Annotated in this window: 13 protein-coding genes and 1 riboswitch; of the genes, 10 read left to right on the top strand and 3 right to left on the bottom strand. The window is 61.3% G+C overall.

What is annotated here, in order from left to right; translation table 11 throughout:
* The first annotated feature begins 35 nt into the window (after positions 1 to 35).
* Positions 36 to 605, top strand: a complete 570-nt coding sequence (gene efp / locus QA648_RS16200) for an elongation factor P (RefSeq protein ID WP_104824799.1) — start codon at positions 36 to 38, stop codon at positions 603 to 605.
* 131 nt (positions 606 to 736) lie between these two features.
* Here efp and QA648_RS16205 read toward each other — a convergent pair whose 3' ends face one another.
* Positions 737 to 2,590, bottom strand: a complete 1,854-nt coding sequence (locus tag QA648_RS16205) for an ABC transporter ATP-binding protein/permease (RefSeq protein WP_283048037.1) — start codon at positions 2,588 to 2,590, stop codon at positions 737 to 739.
* Positions 2,591 to 2,758: 168 nt separating this feature from the next.
* Between QA648_RS16205 and QA648_RS16210 the strand changes: the two genes are divergently transcribed.
* The 9 genes from QA648_RS16210 (at position 2,759) to QA648_RS16250 (ending at position 11,482) form a co-directional block, all read left to right on the top strand.
* The gene (locus QA648_RS16210; RefSeq protein ID WP_283048039.1) at positions 2,759 to 3,601 is read left to right on the top strand and encodes a MoxR family ATPase; all 843 of its coding nucleotides are present in this window, start codon (positions 2,759 to 2,761) and stop codon (positions 3,599 to 3,601) included.
* Complete coding sequence (locus tag QA648_RS16215) at positions 3,601 to 4,023, top strand: NUDIX domain-containing protein (protein ID WP_283051376.1); 423 nt, start codon at positions 3,601 to 3,603, stop codon at positions 4,021 to 4,023. The genes QA648_RS16210 and QA648_RS16215 overlap by 1 nt, the downstream gene beginning before the upstream one ends.
* A 78-nt stretch (positions 4,024 to 4,101) precedes the next feature.
* Positions 4,102 to 4,179, top strand: a riboswitch (SAM riboswitch).
* A 48-nt stretch (positions 4,180 to 4,227) separates the two neighbouring features.
* Positions 4,228 to 5,154, top strand: a complete 927-nt coding sequence (gene metA / locus QA648_RS16220; RefSeq protein WP_283048040.1) for a homoserine O-succinyltransferase — start codon at positions 4,228 to 4,230, stop codon at positions 5,152 to 5,154.
* Between the two features lie 2 nt (positions 5,155 to 5,156).
* Entirely contained in the window at positions 5,157 to 6,344 is a 1,188-nt protein-coding gene (locus tag QA648_RS16225; protein ID WP_283048042.1) for a VWA domain-containing protein, read from the top strand.
* 280 nt (positions 6,345 to 6,624) lie between these two features.
* Positions 6,625 to 7,650 carry an aldose epimerase family protein gene (locus QA648_RS16230; RefSeq protein ID WP_283048044.1) on the top strand — a complete coding sequence of 342 codons (1,026 nt, stop codon included), beginning with the start codon at positions 6,625 to 6,627 and terminating at the stop codon, positions 7,648 to 7,650.
* A gap of 120 nt (positions 7,651 to 7,770) precedes the next feature.
* A complete protein-coding gene (locus QA648_RS16235; protein WP_283048045.1) occupies positions 7,771 to 8,544 on the top strand; it encodes a GntR family transcriptional regulator in 774 nt (257 codons plus the stop codon).
* Positions 8,541 to 9,572: an SIS domain-containing protein gene (locus tag QA648_RS16240; protein ID WP_283048047.1), complete on the top strand. Its 1,032-nt coding sequence runs from the start codon at positions 8,541 to 8,543 to the stop codon at positions 9,570 to 9,572. The genes QA648_RS16235 and QA648_RS16240 overlap by 4 nt, the downstream gene beginning before the upstream one ends.
* The gene (nagA, locus tag QA648_RS16245; protein ID WP_283048049.1) at positions 9,572 to 10,729 is read left to right on the top strand and encodes an N-acetylglucosamine-6-phosphate deacetylase; all 1,158 of its coding nucleotides are present in this window, start codon (positions 9,572 to 9,574) and stop codon (positions 10,727 to 10,729) included. Before QA648_RS16240 ends, nagA begins: the two co-directional genes overlap by 1 nt.
* Before the next feature lie 24 nt (positions 10,730 to 10,753).
* A complete protein-coding gene (locus QA648_RS16250; RefSeq protein ID WP_104824809.1) occupies positions 10,754 to 11,482 on the top strand; it encodes an SIS domain-containing protein in 729 nt (242 codons plus the stop codon).
* 6 nt (positions 11,483 to 11,488) lie between these two features.
* Here the strand turns inward: QA648_RS16250 and QA648_RS16255 are convergent, their stop codons facing one another.
* Entirely contained in the window at positions 11,489 to 14,671 is a 3,183-nt protein-coding gene (locus QA648_RS16255; RefSeq protein ID WP_283048052.1) for a multidrug efflux RND transporter permease subunit, read from the bottom strand.
* Positions 14,668 to 15,846 (bottom strand): efflux RND transporter periplasmic adaptor subunit, encoded by a 1,179-nt coding sequence (locus QA648_RS16260; protein ID WP_260303985.1) that lies wholly within the window; start codon positions 15,844 to 15,846, stop codon positions 14,668 to 14,670. Before QA648_RS16260 ends, QA648_RS16255 begins: the two co-directional genes overlap by 4 nt.
* Between the last annotated feature and the right edge of the window lie 42 nt (positions 15,847 to 15,888).

Raw genomic sequence — 15,888 nt, forward strand, 5'->3', positions numbered from 1 at the left:
CTACGACGCAAAGGGCAGCGTTACAAGGAAGTCTTATGGTCAAGGTCATCGCCTCTTCAGTCCGCAAGGGCAACGTTCTCGATGTCGACGGCAAACTCTACGTCGTTCTCACCGCTCAGAACTTTCATCCGGGCAAGGGCACGCCGGTCACCCAGGTCGACATGCGCCGCATCGTTGACGGCGTGAAGGTGTCCGAACGCTGGCGCACCACCGAGCAGGTCGAGCGCGCCTTCGTCGAAGACGTAAACTTCCAGTACCTCTATGAAGACGGTGAAGGCTTCCACTTCATGAACCCGGCCACCTACGACCAGGTCGTCGTCGACGTCGAGACCATGGGCGACCAGAAGGCCTATCTCCAGGAAGGCATGACCTGCATCCTGTCGATCCACGAAGGCGTTCCACTGGCACTCGAACTGCCGCGCCATGTCACGCTGGAAATCACCGAGACCGAACCGGTCGTGAAGGGCCAGACGGCATCCTCGTCCTACAAGCCCGCCATGCTGTCGAACGGCGTACGCACCATGGTTCCGCCGCACATCAACGCCGGCACCCGCGTCGTCATCGCCACGGAAGACAACTCCTACGTCGAGCGCGCCAAGGACTGAGGGATCAGCCTATCGTTTCACGGGAAACGCCCTGTCTTCACGGACGGGGCGTTTTTGTTTTGTGCATGATCTCGCATGCTGAGCGAATTCGGGACTATCTCGCCCGGGCGAGATAGGGCTCCGCCACAAAGCTACCGCGACGGCCCATTCGCCCTCTTGGGGCTTACGTCCGGTACCACCGCCGCCCGCGGCACGACTGCGGCAACGACCTCCTCATGCTGCACCAGCGCCTGAAGATGCAGGACGCGCGGCGACATTGCCTGAAGATAGGCTTCGGAGCGGCCGATATAAATCACGGTGGCGTCAGTGAACTCCGTCAGCAGCGCCGAGAACTTGGCCTGGATATCCGGCTCCAGCCCTTCCATGACTTCATCGAGGATGATCCATTTCGGTTGCGCCAGCAGCAGATGCGCGAAGGCGAGCGCCTTTTGCTCGTCATCGTCCAGGAGCCGGTCCCAGCGCGCCTGCGTATCGAGCCGGCTCTTCAGGCGGCCGAGACCGACCTTGTCCATCGCAGCCTCGACGGCGGCATCGTCATAGGTGTCCCGATCCTCGGGAAAACTGATCGCTTCGCGTAGCGTACCGCCAGGCACATAAGGCGTGTGCGGCATGAACAGCATGTCTTCCATCGGCGGCAGGCTGATCTTTCCGGAGCCGCAATTCCATTGATGCGCCAGCGATTGGAACAGCAGCCTGCGGTTCACGCCATGATCGCCGTTGACCATGATGTGCTCGCCGGCGGCAATCGTCACCGTGCCCTCGCGGATACGGAAACCGTTCTCGATGATATCCTCGCTGGTCTTGGTGGAAATCTCCATATCCGTCCAGACCATTTCACCGGGCGCGGCATGCTCGAAAGCAATGGTATGCGGCATGACCTTGCCGTCATCCATCTCGGTCAGCGCCTGGCGGAAATCGGTGACGCGCATCAGCGTGGCGCGCCATTCCGCGATCGGGCCGAAATTGGCGACATACCAGCGCAAGGCGGTATTGACCTGGTTGAAGGCACCGACCGCCACCATCAATTGACCGATGGTCAGCCCGCCGGAGAAATAGGCGGGCGCAGCCACCAGGATCGGAATGATCAGCACCAGCCAGCCATAACCGGCCGAAACCCAGGTGAGATTGGTGTTGGCAATGGCAAGCTGACGGATGACGGCAAGCACGGCGGAGATATCGAGATTGATCCGCCGGCGCTCATTCTCCTCGCCGCCCGCAATGGTGATCGCCGGCATATGCTCGTTGGCATGCATCAGCGCAAAGCGCAGCTCGGCTTCCTTGGAATAGCGGTCGGCATTCAGCCGCACCAGCCGGCGGCCAACGAGCTGGCTCAGGAACGAGGCAGAGCCGGCATAGATGATTGCCGCCCAGACCATATAGCCGGGAATGGAGAAGCTCATGCCCTTGAAATTGAAGACCATGCCGCTGGACAGCTCCCAGAGCACGCCGATGAAGCTCAGGAGCAGGATGGTCGCCTGCACCAGACCGATCGCAAGACCCGTCGTGCTTTCGGCAAGATTACGCGCATCCTCGTGCAGCCGCTGGTCCGGATTGACGCCGATCAGGCCGGAGGAGGCCAGACGAAGCGCGCGCTTGGCCTGCAGCCACTGGTCGACGAGATCGCGCGCCAGGCCCTCGCGCATATAAAGCGCGGTCATTTGATTGAGCCATGCCTGCACGACGTTGAGCACCAAAAGCAGGCCCGCAATAATGCCGAAGACGCCGAGCTGATGGAAGAACGCTCCCGTATCGCGCCGCGCCAGCGAATCATAAAACGGCGCATTCCAGTTGTTGAGCAGAACCTGGACATAGGCCGTGACAAGAATAATCGCGAACAAAGCAATCGTAAGAGAAATAATCTTGATGCGTACCGCCGAATTCCAAAAGGCGGAAAACATCATGCGCAGCCGATAGAGAACGCTGAAGTCGTATCCGACCCGGTCCGCTCCCTCGTTATTCGGCTTGGCTTGCGTTTCAACTGCCATCAACACTTCCCTGCGACGCACTTAATCCTCAGTTAATCATGACCTGCTCACATGTCCATCCATGCGATACATCAGCGCGATCACGTTCGGTATATACACCGTTTCACGCCTTGAACCGAATTAGGCCAAGGGATAGCTTGCGCCCGAAAGATTGATGAAAGCCTTCCAATGCAATTTCAGGGCACCGCGGACTATATCGCCGACAAGGATCTGATGGTCGCCGTCAATGCCGCCATTCGGCTGGAACGACCGCTTTTGGTGAAGGGCGAGCCTGGGACGGGCAAGACGGAACTGGCTCGTCAGGTCGCCGCAGCCCTCGGTCTCGACCTCATCGAGTGGAATGTCAAATCGACCACGAAGGCGCAGCAGGGCCTTTACGAGTATGATGCCGTCTCGCGCCTGCGCGACAGCCAGTTGGGCGACGCGCGCGTCAATGACGTCAGGAACTACATCCGCCAAGGCAAGCTCTGGCAGGCATTTACGGCCTCGCAGAAATGCGTGCTGCTGATCGATGAGATCGACAAGGCCGACATCGAATTCCCGAACGATCTGCTGCAGGAACTCGACCGCATGGAGTTCCATGTCTATGAGACCGGCGAAACGATCCGCGCCGCCGTCCGGCCGATCGTCATCATCACCTCGAACAATGAAAAGGAGCTGCCGGATGCTTTCCTGCGCCGCTGCTTCTTCCATTATATCCGCTTCCCCGACGCCGAAACGCTGACGCGCATCGTCGAAGTGCACTATCCCGGCATCAAGCAGACACTGGTGCGGGCGGCCCTCACCCAATTTTTCGAGATCCGCGATGTGCCGGGGCTGAAGAAGAAGCCCTCCACCTCCGAAGCGCTCGACTGGATTCGCCTCCTCGTCGCCGACGACGTCGATCCGGCTACCCTGCGCGGCGACGCGAAGAGCGTCTTGCCAAAGCTGCATGGGGCTTTGCTGAAGAACGAGCAGGATGTCCATCTCTTCGAACGCCTCGCCTTCATGGCGCGCGGGCAGGGGAAATGATGCAGCCGGATGCCGTGAAGGTCCTGATCTACGCGCTGAGCGGTCGGCATTTGCTGGTATTCGACGAGCCGGATTTTCCCGCCGTCGAACTCCAGGTTCCCGGCGGCACTGTCGAACCCGGCGAAGGCATCGCAACGGCGGCGGCGCGCGAATTCGAGGAGGAAACCGGTTTTGCGCCGGACGAACTCCATCCGCTCGGCATTCATGACTATCGGTTCGAAAAGGATGGGCGCGAGCACCATCATCAGCGGCACTATTTCCGCTGCCGCATCTCCGAGACGACGCCCGCCACCTGGCTTCACTATGAAATGACGCCGTTCGGCGGCGGCGATCCGATTGGCTTCCGTTTCTTCTGGCTGCCGATCGAGGACGCCAGGCTACGCCTCGGCTATGGCATGCAGGCGCTCCTTGGTCATCTGTAGGCGACAACCGACATACGCAACCGCCCGCTTTTCCCGGAAAAGCTTGCCCATTGACCCGCAGGGGCAGCAGGTCTATTGAATTTCTCCCGTGGTGATTTGGCCGGCCGGCTTGCAGCCACGTTAAAAAAGTCGCTAAAGGGCCGCGTGCGGACCGGTAGCGATTCTTATCGCGGCCGGTTTTTTTGTTTTTGTCGAGTGATAACGATGCCCATCAAGATTCCCGATACGCTGCCCGCGTTCGAAGCCCTCCAGAGCGAGGGTGTGCGGGTGATGACCGAAACGGTGGCGATCCGGCAGGATATCCGCCCCCTTCAGATCGGGCTTCTCAATCTCATGCCGAACAAGATCAAGACCGAAGTGCAGATGGCGCGCCTTGTCGGCGCCTCGCCCTTGCAGGTGGAATTTTCGCTGATCCGCGTCGGCGGCCACAAGGCCAAGAACACATCGGAAGAGCATCTGCTCGCCTTCTACCAGACTTGGGAGGAGGTGAAGCACCGCAAATACGACGGCTTCATCATCACCGGCGCGCCTATCGAGCTTCTGGATTATGAGGAGGTCACCTACTGGGACGAGATGCAGCAGATCTTCGACTGGACGGCGACCAATGTCCACTCGACGCTGAACGTCTGCTGGGGCGCGATGGCAGCTGCCTATCATTTCCATAGGGTGCCGAAATATACGCTGAAGGAAAAAGCCTTCGGCGTCTATCGCCACCAGAACCTGAAGCCGTCCTCGGTCTATCTCAACGGCTTCTCCGATGATTTCGCCATACCGGTCTCGCGCTGGACGGAAGTGCGCCGTGCCGACATCGAAAAGGTGCCGGGGCTACAGATCCTGATGGACTCCAGCGAGATGGGCGTCTGTCTGGTCCACGAGCAGGCCTGCAACCGGCTCTACATGTTCAATCACGTGGAGTATGATTCCACCTCGCTGGCGGACGAATATTTTCGGGATGTGAACGCGGGCGTGCCGATCAAGATGCCGCACAATTATTTCCCGCATAACGACCCGGAAATCGCGCCGCAGAACCGCTGGCGCAGCCATGCGCATCTGTTCTTCGGCAACTGGATCAACGAGATCTACCAGACCACGCCCTATGATCTCGAGGAGATCGGCCAAGAGAGGTTCTGAACTTGTTCATTCCCTTCTTCCTGAAACTGAAGGAAGCGAAGGTTCCGGTGACGCTCCGGGAATTCCTGTCGCTTCTGGAGGGGATGGAAGAAGGGATCGCCGATTACGACGTCGAAGCCTTCTACTATCTGGCCCGTGCGGCGCTGATCAAGGACGAGCGCTTCATCGACCGTTTCGACCAGGTCTTTGCCGATTACTTCCGCGGTGTCGAGGCGGTCGGCAGCGATGCGCCGCCGGCCGAGCAGGTCGCGATCCCCGAGGAATGGCTGCGCAAACTCGCCGAAAAACATCTGACAGACGAGGAGAAGAAACTGGTCGAGGCGCTAGGCGGCTTCGAAAAGCTGATGGAGACGCTGCGTCAGCGTCTTGCCGAACAGAAGGGCCGGCACCAGGGCGGCTCGAAATGGATCGGTACGGCGGGCACGTCGCCGTTCGGCGCCTATGGCTATAACCCCGAAGGCGTGCGCATCGGCCAGGACGCGTCCCGTCACCGCAAGGCGGCGAAAGTCTGGGACCGGCGCGAGTTTCAAAATCTCGACGACAGCGTCGAACTCGGCACCCGCAACATCAAAGTGGCGCTGAAACGGCTCCGCCGCTGGGTGCGCGAAGGAGCTGCCGAAGAGCTCGATCTTTCCGGAACGATCCGCTCCACCGCAGAGCACGGCTATCTCGACGTCCAGACCCGGCCGGAGCGGCGCAATGCCGTCAAACTGTTGATGTTCTTCGATGTCGGCGGTTCGATGGATGATCATATCCGTGTGGTCGAGGAACTATTCTCCGCCGCCCGCGCCGAATTCCGGCACATGGAATATTTCTATTTTCACAACTGCCTCTACGAAGGCGTATGGAAGGACAATCGCCGCCGGCGCGCCGATATTACCGCAACGGCCGACCTGATCCGCACCTTCGGTCCCGACTATCGCGTCGTCTTCGTCGGCGATGCCTCGATGAGCCCCTATGAGGTCACCCATCCGGGCGGCTCCGTGGAACATTGGAACAGGGAGGCCGGCGAAGCCTGGCTCAGCCGTATCACCGGCCATTTCCGCAAATGCGTCTGGCTCAATCCCGTGCCCGAAAACTATTGGAGCCATACCACCTCGATCTCAATCATCCGCCGTCTGCTTGCGGAGCGGATGTACCCGCTGACGCTTGGTGGTTTGGAGAGGGCGACGAAGGAACTGTCCCGCTGAGACAATCTACATTGATTGCCTGCTTGTCTTCATCATGCATGCTTGATGGCGATGGCTAGGCACAAGACCGCGGCAAACCCGAACAAAACACCTCGCCGGCCTGTCGTACGCATTGCACATTTCCGGCGCAGTCTCCCTGTTCCGAAGCCGTTGGGAGAAACCCGAGCGGCACTTGATCGGCCACCCGCCGCCCCTAAATTTCGCAATCGACCGATTGCGGACCGGCGCAAATGGGGGCAGGGTCAGGCCTCGAATTTTCAATGGGAATGGATGAGCTGATATGACGAAAGACAATTTGGAGCGGGAAGTTTTCGGGACGACGGCCGATGGAGAAACGGTCTATCGCGTCAAGATCGTCGGCGGCGGCCTGACGGCTCACATCATGACCTGGGGCGCCGTCATTCAGGACCTGCGGCTGGACGGCCATAGCCCGTCCCTGCTGCTCGGCTTCGATGACTTCGCCGATTATCCGGCCCATTCCTCCTATTTCGGCGCCACGCCCGGCCGCTGCGCCAACCGCATCGGCGCCGGCCATTTCACGCTGGACGGCAAGGAATATCAGCTCGACCTCAACGAAAAAGGCGTCACCCATCTGCATGGCGGCAAGGATAACACCGCCAAGCGCAACTGGACGATCGTCGAACACGCCATCGACCGCGTCGTGCTGAAGATCGTCGATCCCGATGGCCGCGCCGGCTATCCTGGCAATTGCACGATCCAGGCGACCTATTGGGTGCATGGCAACGGTGAATTCTCGGTCACCTATGAATCGACGGCCGATCAGCCGACGCTCGCCAATGTCTGCCAGCACGCCTATTTCAACCTCGATGGCCACGACGACGCGCTCGGCCACGACATCATGATCGCCGCCGACCACTATACCCCGACGGATGAAAAGCAGGTGCCGACGGGCGAAGTGCGTCCCGTCGCCGACACTGTCTTCGATTTCCGCGAAATGGCGCCGATGATGCGCTTCGATGGGGCCGAACAGGCGCTCTACGACCATAATTTCTGCCTGTCGTCCGAACGCACCGCAAAGCGCTCGGTGGTGCTGGCGCGCAGCGTCAATTCCGGCGTCTCGCTGGAAGTGCGCACGACCGAGCCCGGGGTGCAGTTCTATGCGGGCTTCAAGCTGGATGTTCCCGTTCCCGGCCACGATGGCCGCAAGATCGGCCCCTTCGCAGGGTTCTGCCTGGAAACCCAGGTCTGGCCGGATGCCATCAACCACGAGGGCTTCCCGAACGCCGTTCTTCGTCCCGGCGAAGTGCTGCGGCAGGAAACGGATTACATCTTCACCAAGAACTGAGCTGAAGGTACCCAATCACGGAATTGTCGGCCGGGCGCACTGCGCCCAGCCGATTGAATTTTAGCCCGCAGATCAGATTCACCTTGCAGATTGGTTCTAAATAGGTTCTATAAGGGACCCATGGATAGAACCAGTTTAGTCGCTGAATTGAACAGTCGTGGCCTGCGCGACGCGGCCATGAGCGGCCCGTTGTACAAGCGCTTGGCGCAGGCGCTGACCGGGCTCATCCAGGAAGGCCTGCTGAAATCGGGAGCAGCGCTGCCGGGCGAGCGCGATCTGGCCGAGGCATTGCAGGTCGGCCGCGTCACGGTCCGCACCGCCTATCGCGATCTGCTGGCCTCCGGCGCGATCGAGTCACGCCATGGCAGCGGTACTTTCGTGTCGCAGCGCGTCGAGCGTATCGAACAATCACTCTGGCGCCTCTCCTCCTTCTCCGCCGATATGCGCTCGCGCGGCCGCGAGCCGGCGGCAAGGATCCTGTCGCGCAGCGTCAGCACGCCGGCCCCCGAAGAATCCTTTCTGCTCGGTCTCGGCCAGGACGAGCCCGTGCTGCGGCTCGATCGCCTGCGCCTGGCCGATGGCCAGCCGCTCGCCATCGAGCGCGCCGTCGTGCCGATCAAATTCGTCGGCGAGGATGCGGTTTCCGAGGGTTCGCTCTATGATGCGCTGGCTGGAAACGGCTTCAGGCCGGTTCGCGCTTTGCAGCGGCTGACAGCCGTGACGCTCGATCCGACCTCCGCGTCGATCCTCAACGTCAAAGCCGGCGCGCCCGCGCTTTTGATCGAACGTATTTCACGCCTGGAAGACCAGCGCGTCGTTGAATACACCCGCTCGCATTATCGCGGCGATGCCTATGATTTCGTTGCCGAATTGAGAATTGGAGATGACCTATGAGCGAGACCCAATCCCTGATGCTGACGGAAGCCGGCCAGTCGCCGGATGTTGTCGCGGCGCTGCTTGAGAAAGAAAAGCCCGTCTTTGCTGAGATCGCAAAGCTCTTCGCCTCTACCCGCCCCTCCGTGATCACCACGGCCGCACGCGGGTCTTCCGACCATGCCGCCACCTTCTTCAAATATCTCTTCGAAATCTCCCATGGCGTACCCGTCGCCTCGGTGGGTCCGTCGATCGCCTCGGTCTACGGCGCCCCCTTGCACCTGAAGGGCGGCATCCACTTCACCGTATCGCAATCTGGCGGCAGCCCCGACATCATCGCGCTACAGGCCGCCGCCAAGCAAGGTGGTGCCACCACGATCGCCGTCGTCAACGTCACCGACAGCCCGCTCGCCAAGGAAGCCGATATCGTGCTCGGTCTCAACGCCGGCCCGGAAAAGAGCGTCGCCGCCACGAAATCCTTCATTGCCTCCGTCGCTGCGCTCGCCGGCGTCACCGCCGCGATCTCGGGAAACCAGGCGCTTGCCGCCGGCCTCGCCAAATTGCCGGAAGCGCTTGCAGCAACATCGGGGATCGACGGCAAAGCCGCCGAGGACGTGCTTTTCAACGCCACATCGCTTTATACCGGCGGTCGCGGTCCAGCCTTCGCCATTGCGCTGGAGGCAGCCCTGAAGGCCAAGGAAACCTCTGGCCTGCATGCCGAAGCTTTTTCGCTTGCCGAGCTGATGCACGGACCGATGCGGCTAGTGCAGCCGGGCTTCCCGATTGTTGCCTTTTCGCCCGACGATGCCGCCTTTGCCAACAATGCCCAGGCGCTGGAGCGCCTGCAGAAGCTCGGCGCCACCGCCGTCTCCTTCTCTACCGCTCCGCTACCCGGCATCAACCTTCGCATGCCGACCACCGGCAACGGTTTGCTCGACCCGCTGGTGTCGCTGCTCTGCTATTATCGCCTCATCGAATCCGTGACGCGTCGCAAGGGATTCGATCCGGATAAGCCGGCTAATCTTCTTAAGGTAACGGAGACCATGTGATGGATTACAAGGTCTTTACCGGCGCCCGCGTCTTCGACGGGGAACGGTTTCACGAGGACAGCGCCTTGGTGACCGGCAATGGCCGGGTGCAGGCGATCACCGCCGCCAACAATGTGCCGGATAATGCCGAAGTGATCCGCCTTGACGGCGGCGTCCTGTCCCCCGGCTTCATCGACGCACAGGTGAACGGCGGTGGCGGCCGCATGCTGAACGACGGCCCTTCGCCGGAAGCCATGTATACGATCGCCGAGGGGCATCGCCCCTATGGTACGACGGCGCTGCTGCCGACGCTGATCACCGATATCGCTGCGACGACGACGGCGGCGATCGAGGCGGCGACCGAGGCCGTCAAGGCCAATCGCGGCGTCGTCGGCCTGCATCTCGAAGGCCCGCATCTGGCGCCGGCCCGCAAGGGCGCGCATCTTGCCGAACTGATGCGCCCGGTCGAAGACAGCGACGTCAAGACCCTCATCCGCGCCCGCGAGGCGATCGGCATCCTGCTGGTCACCATGGCGGCCGAGCAGGTCACCGCACGCCAGGTACAGGCGCTGAACGAAGGCGGCGTCATCGTCAGCATCGGCCATAGCGACTGCACCGCGGAAGCGGCCGATGCCCGCTTCGACGCCGGCGCCCGTGGCGTCACCCATCTTTTCAACGCCATGAGCCAGATGGGTCATCGCGCGCCGGGCCTCGTGGGCGCAGCGATCGACCATCCCGCGCCCTGGTGCGGCATCATCGCCGATGGTCACCATGTCGATCCACGAGCCCTGCGCATCGCGCTTCGCGCCAAGCGCGGCGAGGGCCGACTGTTCTTCGTCACCGATGCCATGTCGTTGGTTGGCACCGACCTTCCGAGCTTCACCCTGAACGGCCGCACCGTCTATCGCACCAAGGGCGGTTATTGCTCGAAGCTGACGCTGGATGACGGCACGCTGGCCGGCTCCGATGTCGATATGGCCTCGACGATCCGTTACGGCGTCAATATCCTTGAATTGCCGCTGGCAGAAGCCTTGCGCATGGCGACGTCCTATCCCGCGCGCTTCCTGCGGCTTACCGACCGTGGATATCTGACGCCCGGCGCACGCGCCGATCTCGTCCACATCAATGACGGCATCGAAGTCACCGGAACATGGATCTCCGGCCAGCCATCGGCCTGAAACCGCAAACGAGAGAGGCACGGAATGACTGCAGTCACGGACAGCTATTTCTCCGCCCTCATCGGCCGGCTGGAAACCCTGCGCGAGACGCTTGCCGAGCCGATGGCAAAGGCAGCCGCTGTCATCAGCGCGGCGGCGCGCGCCGATCGACGCGTCTATGTCTTCGGCACCGGCCATTCGCACATGCTGGCGGAGGAGGTGCATTACCGCGCCGGAGGCCTGGCCTTCACCATCCCCGTGCTGGTCGGCTCGGCCATGCTGCATGAAGGCGCCGTCATCAGCTCGGTCTATGAGCGCACCGAGGGCCTGATACGGCCGATTTTCGAGCGCTACGGCATGCAGTCCGGCGATGTCCTGATCATCGCCTCCAATTCCGGCGTCAACGCCGCCCCGATCGAGGCTGCCGATTACGGCCGCGAGATCGGCGCGACCGTCATCGCCATTACTTCCCTCGCCTACTCCACCGCTATCGCCAATGGCCGCCGGCGGTTGGCCGATATCGCCGATATCGTCTTCGACAACGGCCTGCCGCCTGGCGACGCCGTCATCGATCTGCCGGGCAGCGATTTGAAAGTCGGGCCGGCATCAACTGCGATCGGCGCCACGGTGCTGAATGCCGTTTTTGCCGAAGTCGCCGCCGAGCTTTGCAAGGACGGCGACCCGCCGGTCTATCTCAGCGCCAACATGCCGCGCGCCAAGGAAATCAATCAGCGGCTGGTGAAAAAATACCGGCCGCGCAATCCACATCTCTGATCGGCGTCACTGCGCCGCGGCATCATGAGCTGAAGGCGCTTCCGCCGCAGCCTCCGCCGCCGGCCGGCGCCGCCTGCGCAGCACGACGTAGAAGACGGGCGTCAGGAACAGGCCGAACAACGTCACACCGAGCATGCCCGAGAAGACCGCCGTACCCAGCGACTGGCGCATTTCCGCGCCGGGGCCGGTGGCAATCATCAGCGGCACGACGCCGAAGATGAAGGCGAAGGCGGTCATCAGGATCGGCCGCAGGCGCAGATGGCTGGCCTCGATTGCCGCTTCGACGGCACTCTTGCCCTCCTCCTGCGCCTGGCGGGCGAATTCCACGATCAGGATCGCGTTCTTCGCCGCAAGGCCGATCAGCACGATGAGGCCGATCTGCGTCAGGATATTGTTGTCCATACCCCTCAGATGCACGCCGATGAGGGCAGCCAGCACCGCCAGCGGCACGATCAGGATGATGGCCAGCGGCAGGATCCAGCTTTCATACTGCGCCGAGAGCGCCAGAAAGACGAAGATGACCGACAGCGCGAAGATATAAACGGCTGTATTGCCGGTGTTCCTTTCCTGATAAGCGAGCTCCGTCCATTCGAAGGTCGTACCCGCCGGCAGGAGGTTCTTCGCCAATCCTTCCATCGTATCGAGCGCGGTGCCGGTCGAAATCCCCGGCCCCGGATTGCCCTGGAGGGGGACCGAGACATACATGTTGTAGCGTTGGACAAGCGTCGGCCCGGTCGTATCCCGAATGTCGACCAGCGTCCCGAGCGGCACGAGCGCACCGGTTGCCGAGCGAACTTTCAGAGCGAGAATATCCTCCCGGTCCATGCGATATTGCTGGTCCGCCTGCGCCCGTACCTGATAGACGCGGCCGAAGGCGTTGAAGTCGTTGACATAGGACGTGCCGAGATTGATCGACAAGGTCTCGAAGATATTCGGGATCGGCACGTTCAGCGCCCGCGCCTTGTCACGATCGACCGCGAGGAAATATTGCGGGCTATTGGCCGAGAAGGTGGTGAAGACGCCGCTGACCCCCTTGTTCTGCGCGGCCACGCCCATGAGCTGATAGGCCAGCGGGAGAATCCGGCGCATATCGGCATTTTCCCGGTCCATAAGCTGCATCTTGAAGCCGCCAGAATTGCCGACGCCGCGGATGGAAGGCGGCGGAATCGCGATGATGAAGGCTTCCTGGATGCCCTGCAGGCTGCCGTAGAGCTGACCAATGATTTTGCTGGCGCTCTCCCCGTTCTTCAATCTCTCCTCGAACGGTTTGAAGGGCGTGAAGATGACACCGGAATTCGAGGCATTCGTGAAGGTCGCGCCGTTGAAACCGGCGAAGGCAACAGCGTTTTCGACGCCCGGCGTTTTCCTGATGATCTCGGTCGCCTTCTGAATGACGGCGTTGGTGCGCGCGAGCGACGCTCCATCCGGAAGCTGCACGACAACGATGGCATAGCCCTGGTCCATGGTCGGGATGAAGCCTTGCGGCACGATCTTGCCCATGTACCACGTCGCACCCAGCAGCCCGACGAAAACGACAAGAGCGCAGCCGAGCGCGACCCAGGTCGTGACGAGATGGCTGATGACCCAGGAATAGCCGCTGCTCATCCGGTCGAAGCCGCGGTTGAAACCGTTGCCAAGAGCGCGGCCGAAGCGCGAGAAGATGTTATTCGATTTCTTATGGTCATGCGGGCGCAGCACGATCGACGCGATCGCCGGCGACAGCGTCAGTGAATTCAGGCAGGAAATCGCTGTCGCAACGGAAATCGTCACCGCGAACTGCCGGTAGAACTGCCCCGATATGCCGGGAATGAAAGCCGTCGGCAGGAAGACGGCGATGAGGACCAGTGAAATCGCCAGCACGGCGGTGCCGACCTCGTTCATGGTCACGTGCGACGCCTCTTTCGGCGTCATTCCGAGCGCAAGATTGCGTTCGACGTTTTCGACGACGACGATCGCATCGTCAACGACGATGCCGATGGCGAGCACTAGGCCGAACAGCGTCAGCATATTGAGCGAGAAGCCGAAGGCCAGCAAAAAGGCGAAGGTGCCGATCAACGATACCGGGATGGCGACGATCGGAATAATCGCCGTTCGCCAGGATTGCAGGAAGACCAGCACGACGATGGCGACGAGGATCGCTGCCTCGAAGATCGTCTTATAGACCTCGTTGATCGATTCGGAGATGAACTCCGTCGGATTATAGACGATGCGATATTCGAGGCCCTGGGGGAAATCCTGTGCCAGATCCTTCATCGTCTTCTGAATATCTGCAGCCGCGTCGAGCGCATTGGTGCCGGGCCGCGAAAAGATGCCGAGCGCAACGGCGGGAGCGCCGTTCAGGTAGCTGTTGGTGACGTAATCCTGCGCGCCGAGTTCGATGCGCGCCACATCCTGCAACTGCACGAGCCGACCGCTATCCGTCGCCTTGACGATGACATAGCGGAATTGCCGCGCATCGGAAAAGCGCCCCTGGGTCGTCACCGTATATTGAAAGGCATTGGTGCCCGAAACCGGCGGCCCGCCGATCGAGCCGCCCGATACCTGCACGTTCTGATCCCTCAAGGCCTGGACTATATCGCCGGCCGTCATGCCGTAGGCGGCAAGCTTTTCGGGGTCGAGCCAGATGCGCAGCGAATATTGCCGCTCGCCGAAGAGCTGCACGTCGCCGACGCCGTCGAGCCGGACGAGAAGGTCGCGGATGCGCGTGCGGGCGTAGTTGGAGATATAGAGTTGATCATAGCGATTGCTCGGAGAAAGCAGATGCACGACCATCATCAGGTCAGGCGAGCTTTTGACCGTGGTGATGCCGATGCGGCGAACCTCATCCGGCAGGCGGGGCTCGGCGATGGAGACGCGGTTCTGGACCAGAACCTGCGCCTTATCGAGATCGGTGCCGAGCTTGAAGGTAATGGTCAGCGACATCGAACCGTCGGCGCTGGAATAGGAGGACATATAGAGCATGTCCTCGACGCCGTTGACCTCCTGCTCGATCGGCGTCGCCACCGTATCGGCAATGGTCTGCGAATCCGCACCCGGATAGGAGGTTCGCACCACGATCGTCGGGGGTGCCACTTCCGGATATTGCGCGACCGGAAGCTGGAAATAGGCGATGCCGCCGACGATCAGCAGCACGATGGAAAGGACCGACGCGAAAATCGGCCGGTCGACGAAGAAATGGGAAAATCTCATTGGTCCGACCCCTGGACCGATGCCTGTGTCGGCGCCTCCTCGTTGGTCGCATCCGGCGGCAGTTGGACCAATTGCGGTGCAACCTTGACGCCGGGCCTGATGCGCATCAGCCCGTTGACGACGATGGTTTCGTCGCCAGTCATGCCGCTGCGGATGACGCGGTAGCCGTAAAGCTTCGGCCCAAGCCGCACGGATTTCGGCGTAACGCTGCCATCGGCACCGACGACGTAGACGACGCGCTGATCCTGATCGGCGCCGATGGCCTCGTCGGGAACAAGGACCGCCTTGTAACTATTGGAACCCGCGACCTGGATGCGCCCGAAAAGGCCGGGCTGCAAGACGAGATTCGGATTGGGGAAGCGGGCGCGCACACGGATCGTGCCGGTTTGGTTGTCGACGCGGTTTTCCGCGAAATCGAGCTTGCCCTTGAACGGCTGCTGGCGATTGTCGGCGATCATCACGGTGACATCGAGGCCGCCGCCGCCCTGCTGCAGAACACTGCCGTTCTTGCGCGCCTCATCAGCATAGGAAAGCAGCCGCCGTTCATCGACGTCGAAATAGAAGTCGATCGGATCGAGCGAAACGATGGTCGTCAAAACGGTCTGGTCCGCCTGGACGAGATTGCCGACCGAAATCAGGCGCCGGTCGATGCGGCCGCTGAGCGGCGCAGTGATCCTGGTATATTCCATGTCGAGCGAGGCACGATCGACAGCCGCCTGCGCGCCGCGGACATTTGCCTGCGCCGAGATCAGATCACGGCGGCGATCGTCGAGATTGGATGCGGACAAACTGCCGGTACCCGCCAATGCCTGCGTGCGCTGAAATTGCGCATCGGCATTCGTCAGTGTCGACTTCGCGACTTCGAGGGAAGCCGTGGCTTCATTCAGCGCGTTGACGTAGGGCCGTTGGTCGATGACGAAAAGCAGGTCTCCCTGCTTGACTATGGTACCGTCCTGAAAATGCACCTCCTGCAGATAGCCGCCGATGCGCGAGCGCACGGAGACCTCATCGACCGGCTGGAAGCGGCCGATGAATTCATCGCTGTCGATGACATCGCGGACCACGGGCTTGGCGACCGTCACCGGTGCCGCGGGCGGCGCATTTTGCGCTAGCGCCTGAGATCCCGTGAGAACAGCAATTGCACAGCTTAAGAAAGCGACACGCGCCAGCGTCATCGGCATGAAGGAACCCCCTGACCAATAAATCACCCACGGCAA

The organism is Rhizobium sp. CB3171, from assembly GCF_029714265.1.
Taxonomy (GTDB): domain Bacteria; phylum Pseudomonadota; class Alphaproteobacteria; order Rhizobiales; family Rhizobiaceae; genus Rhizobium.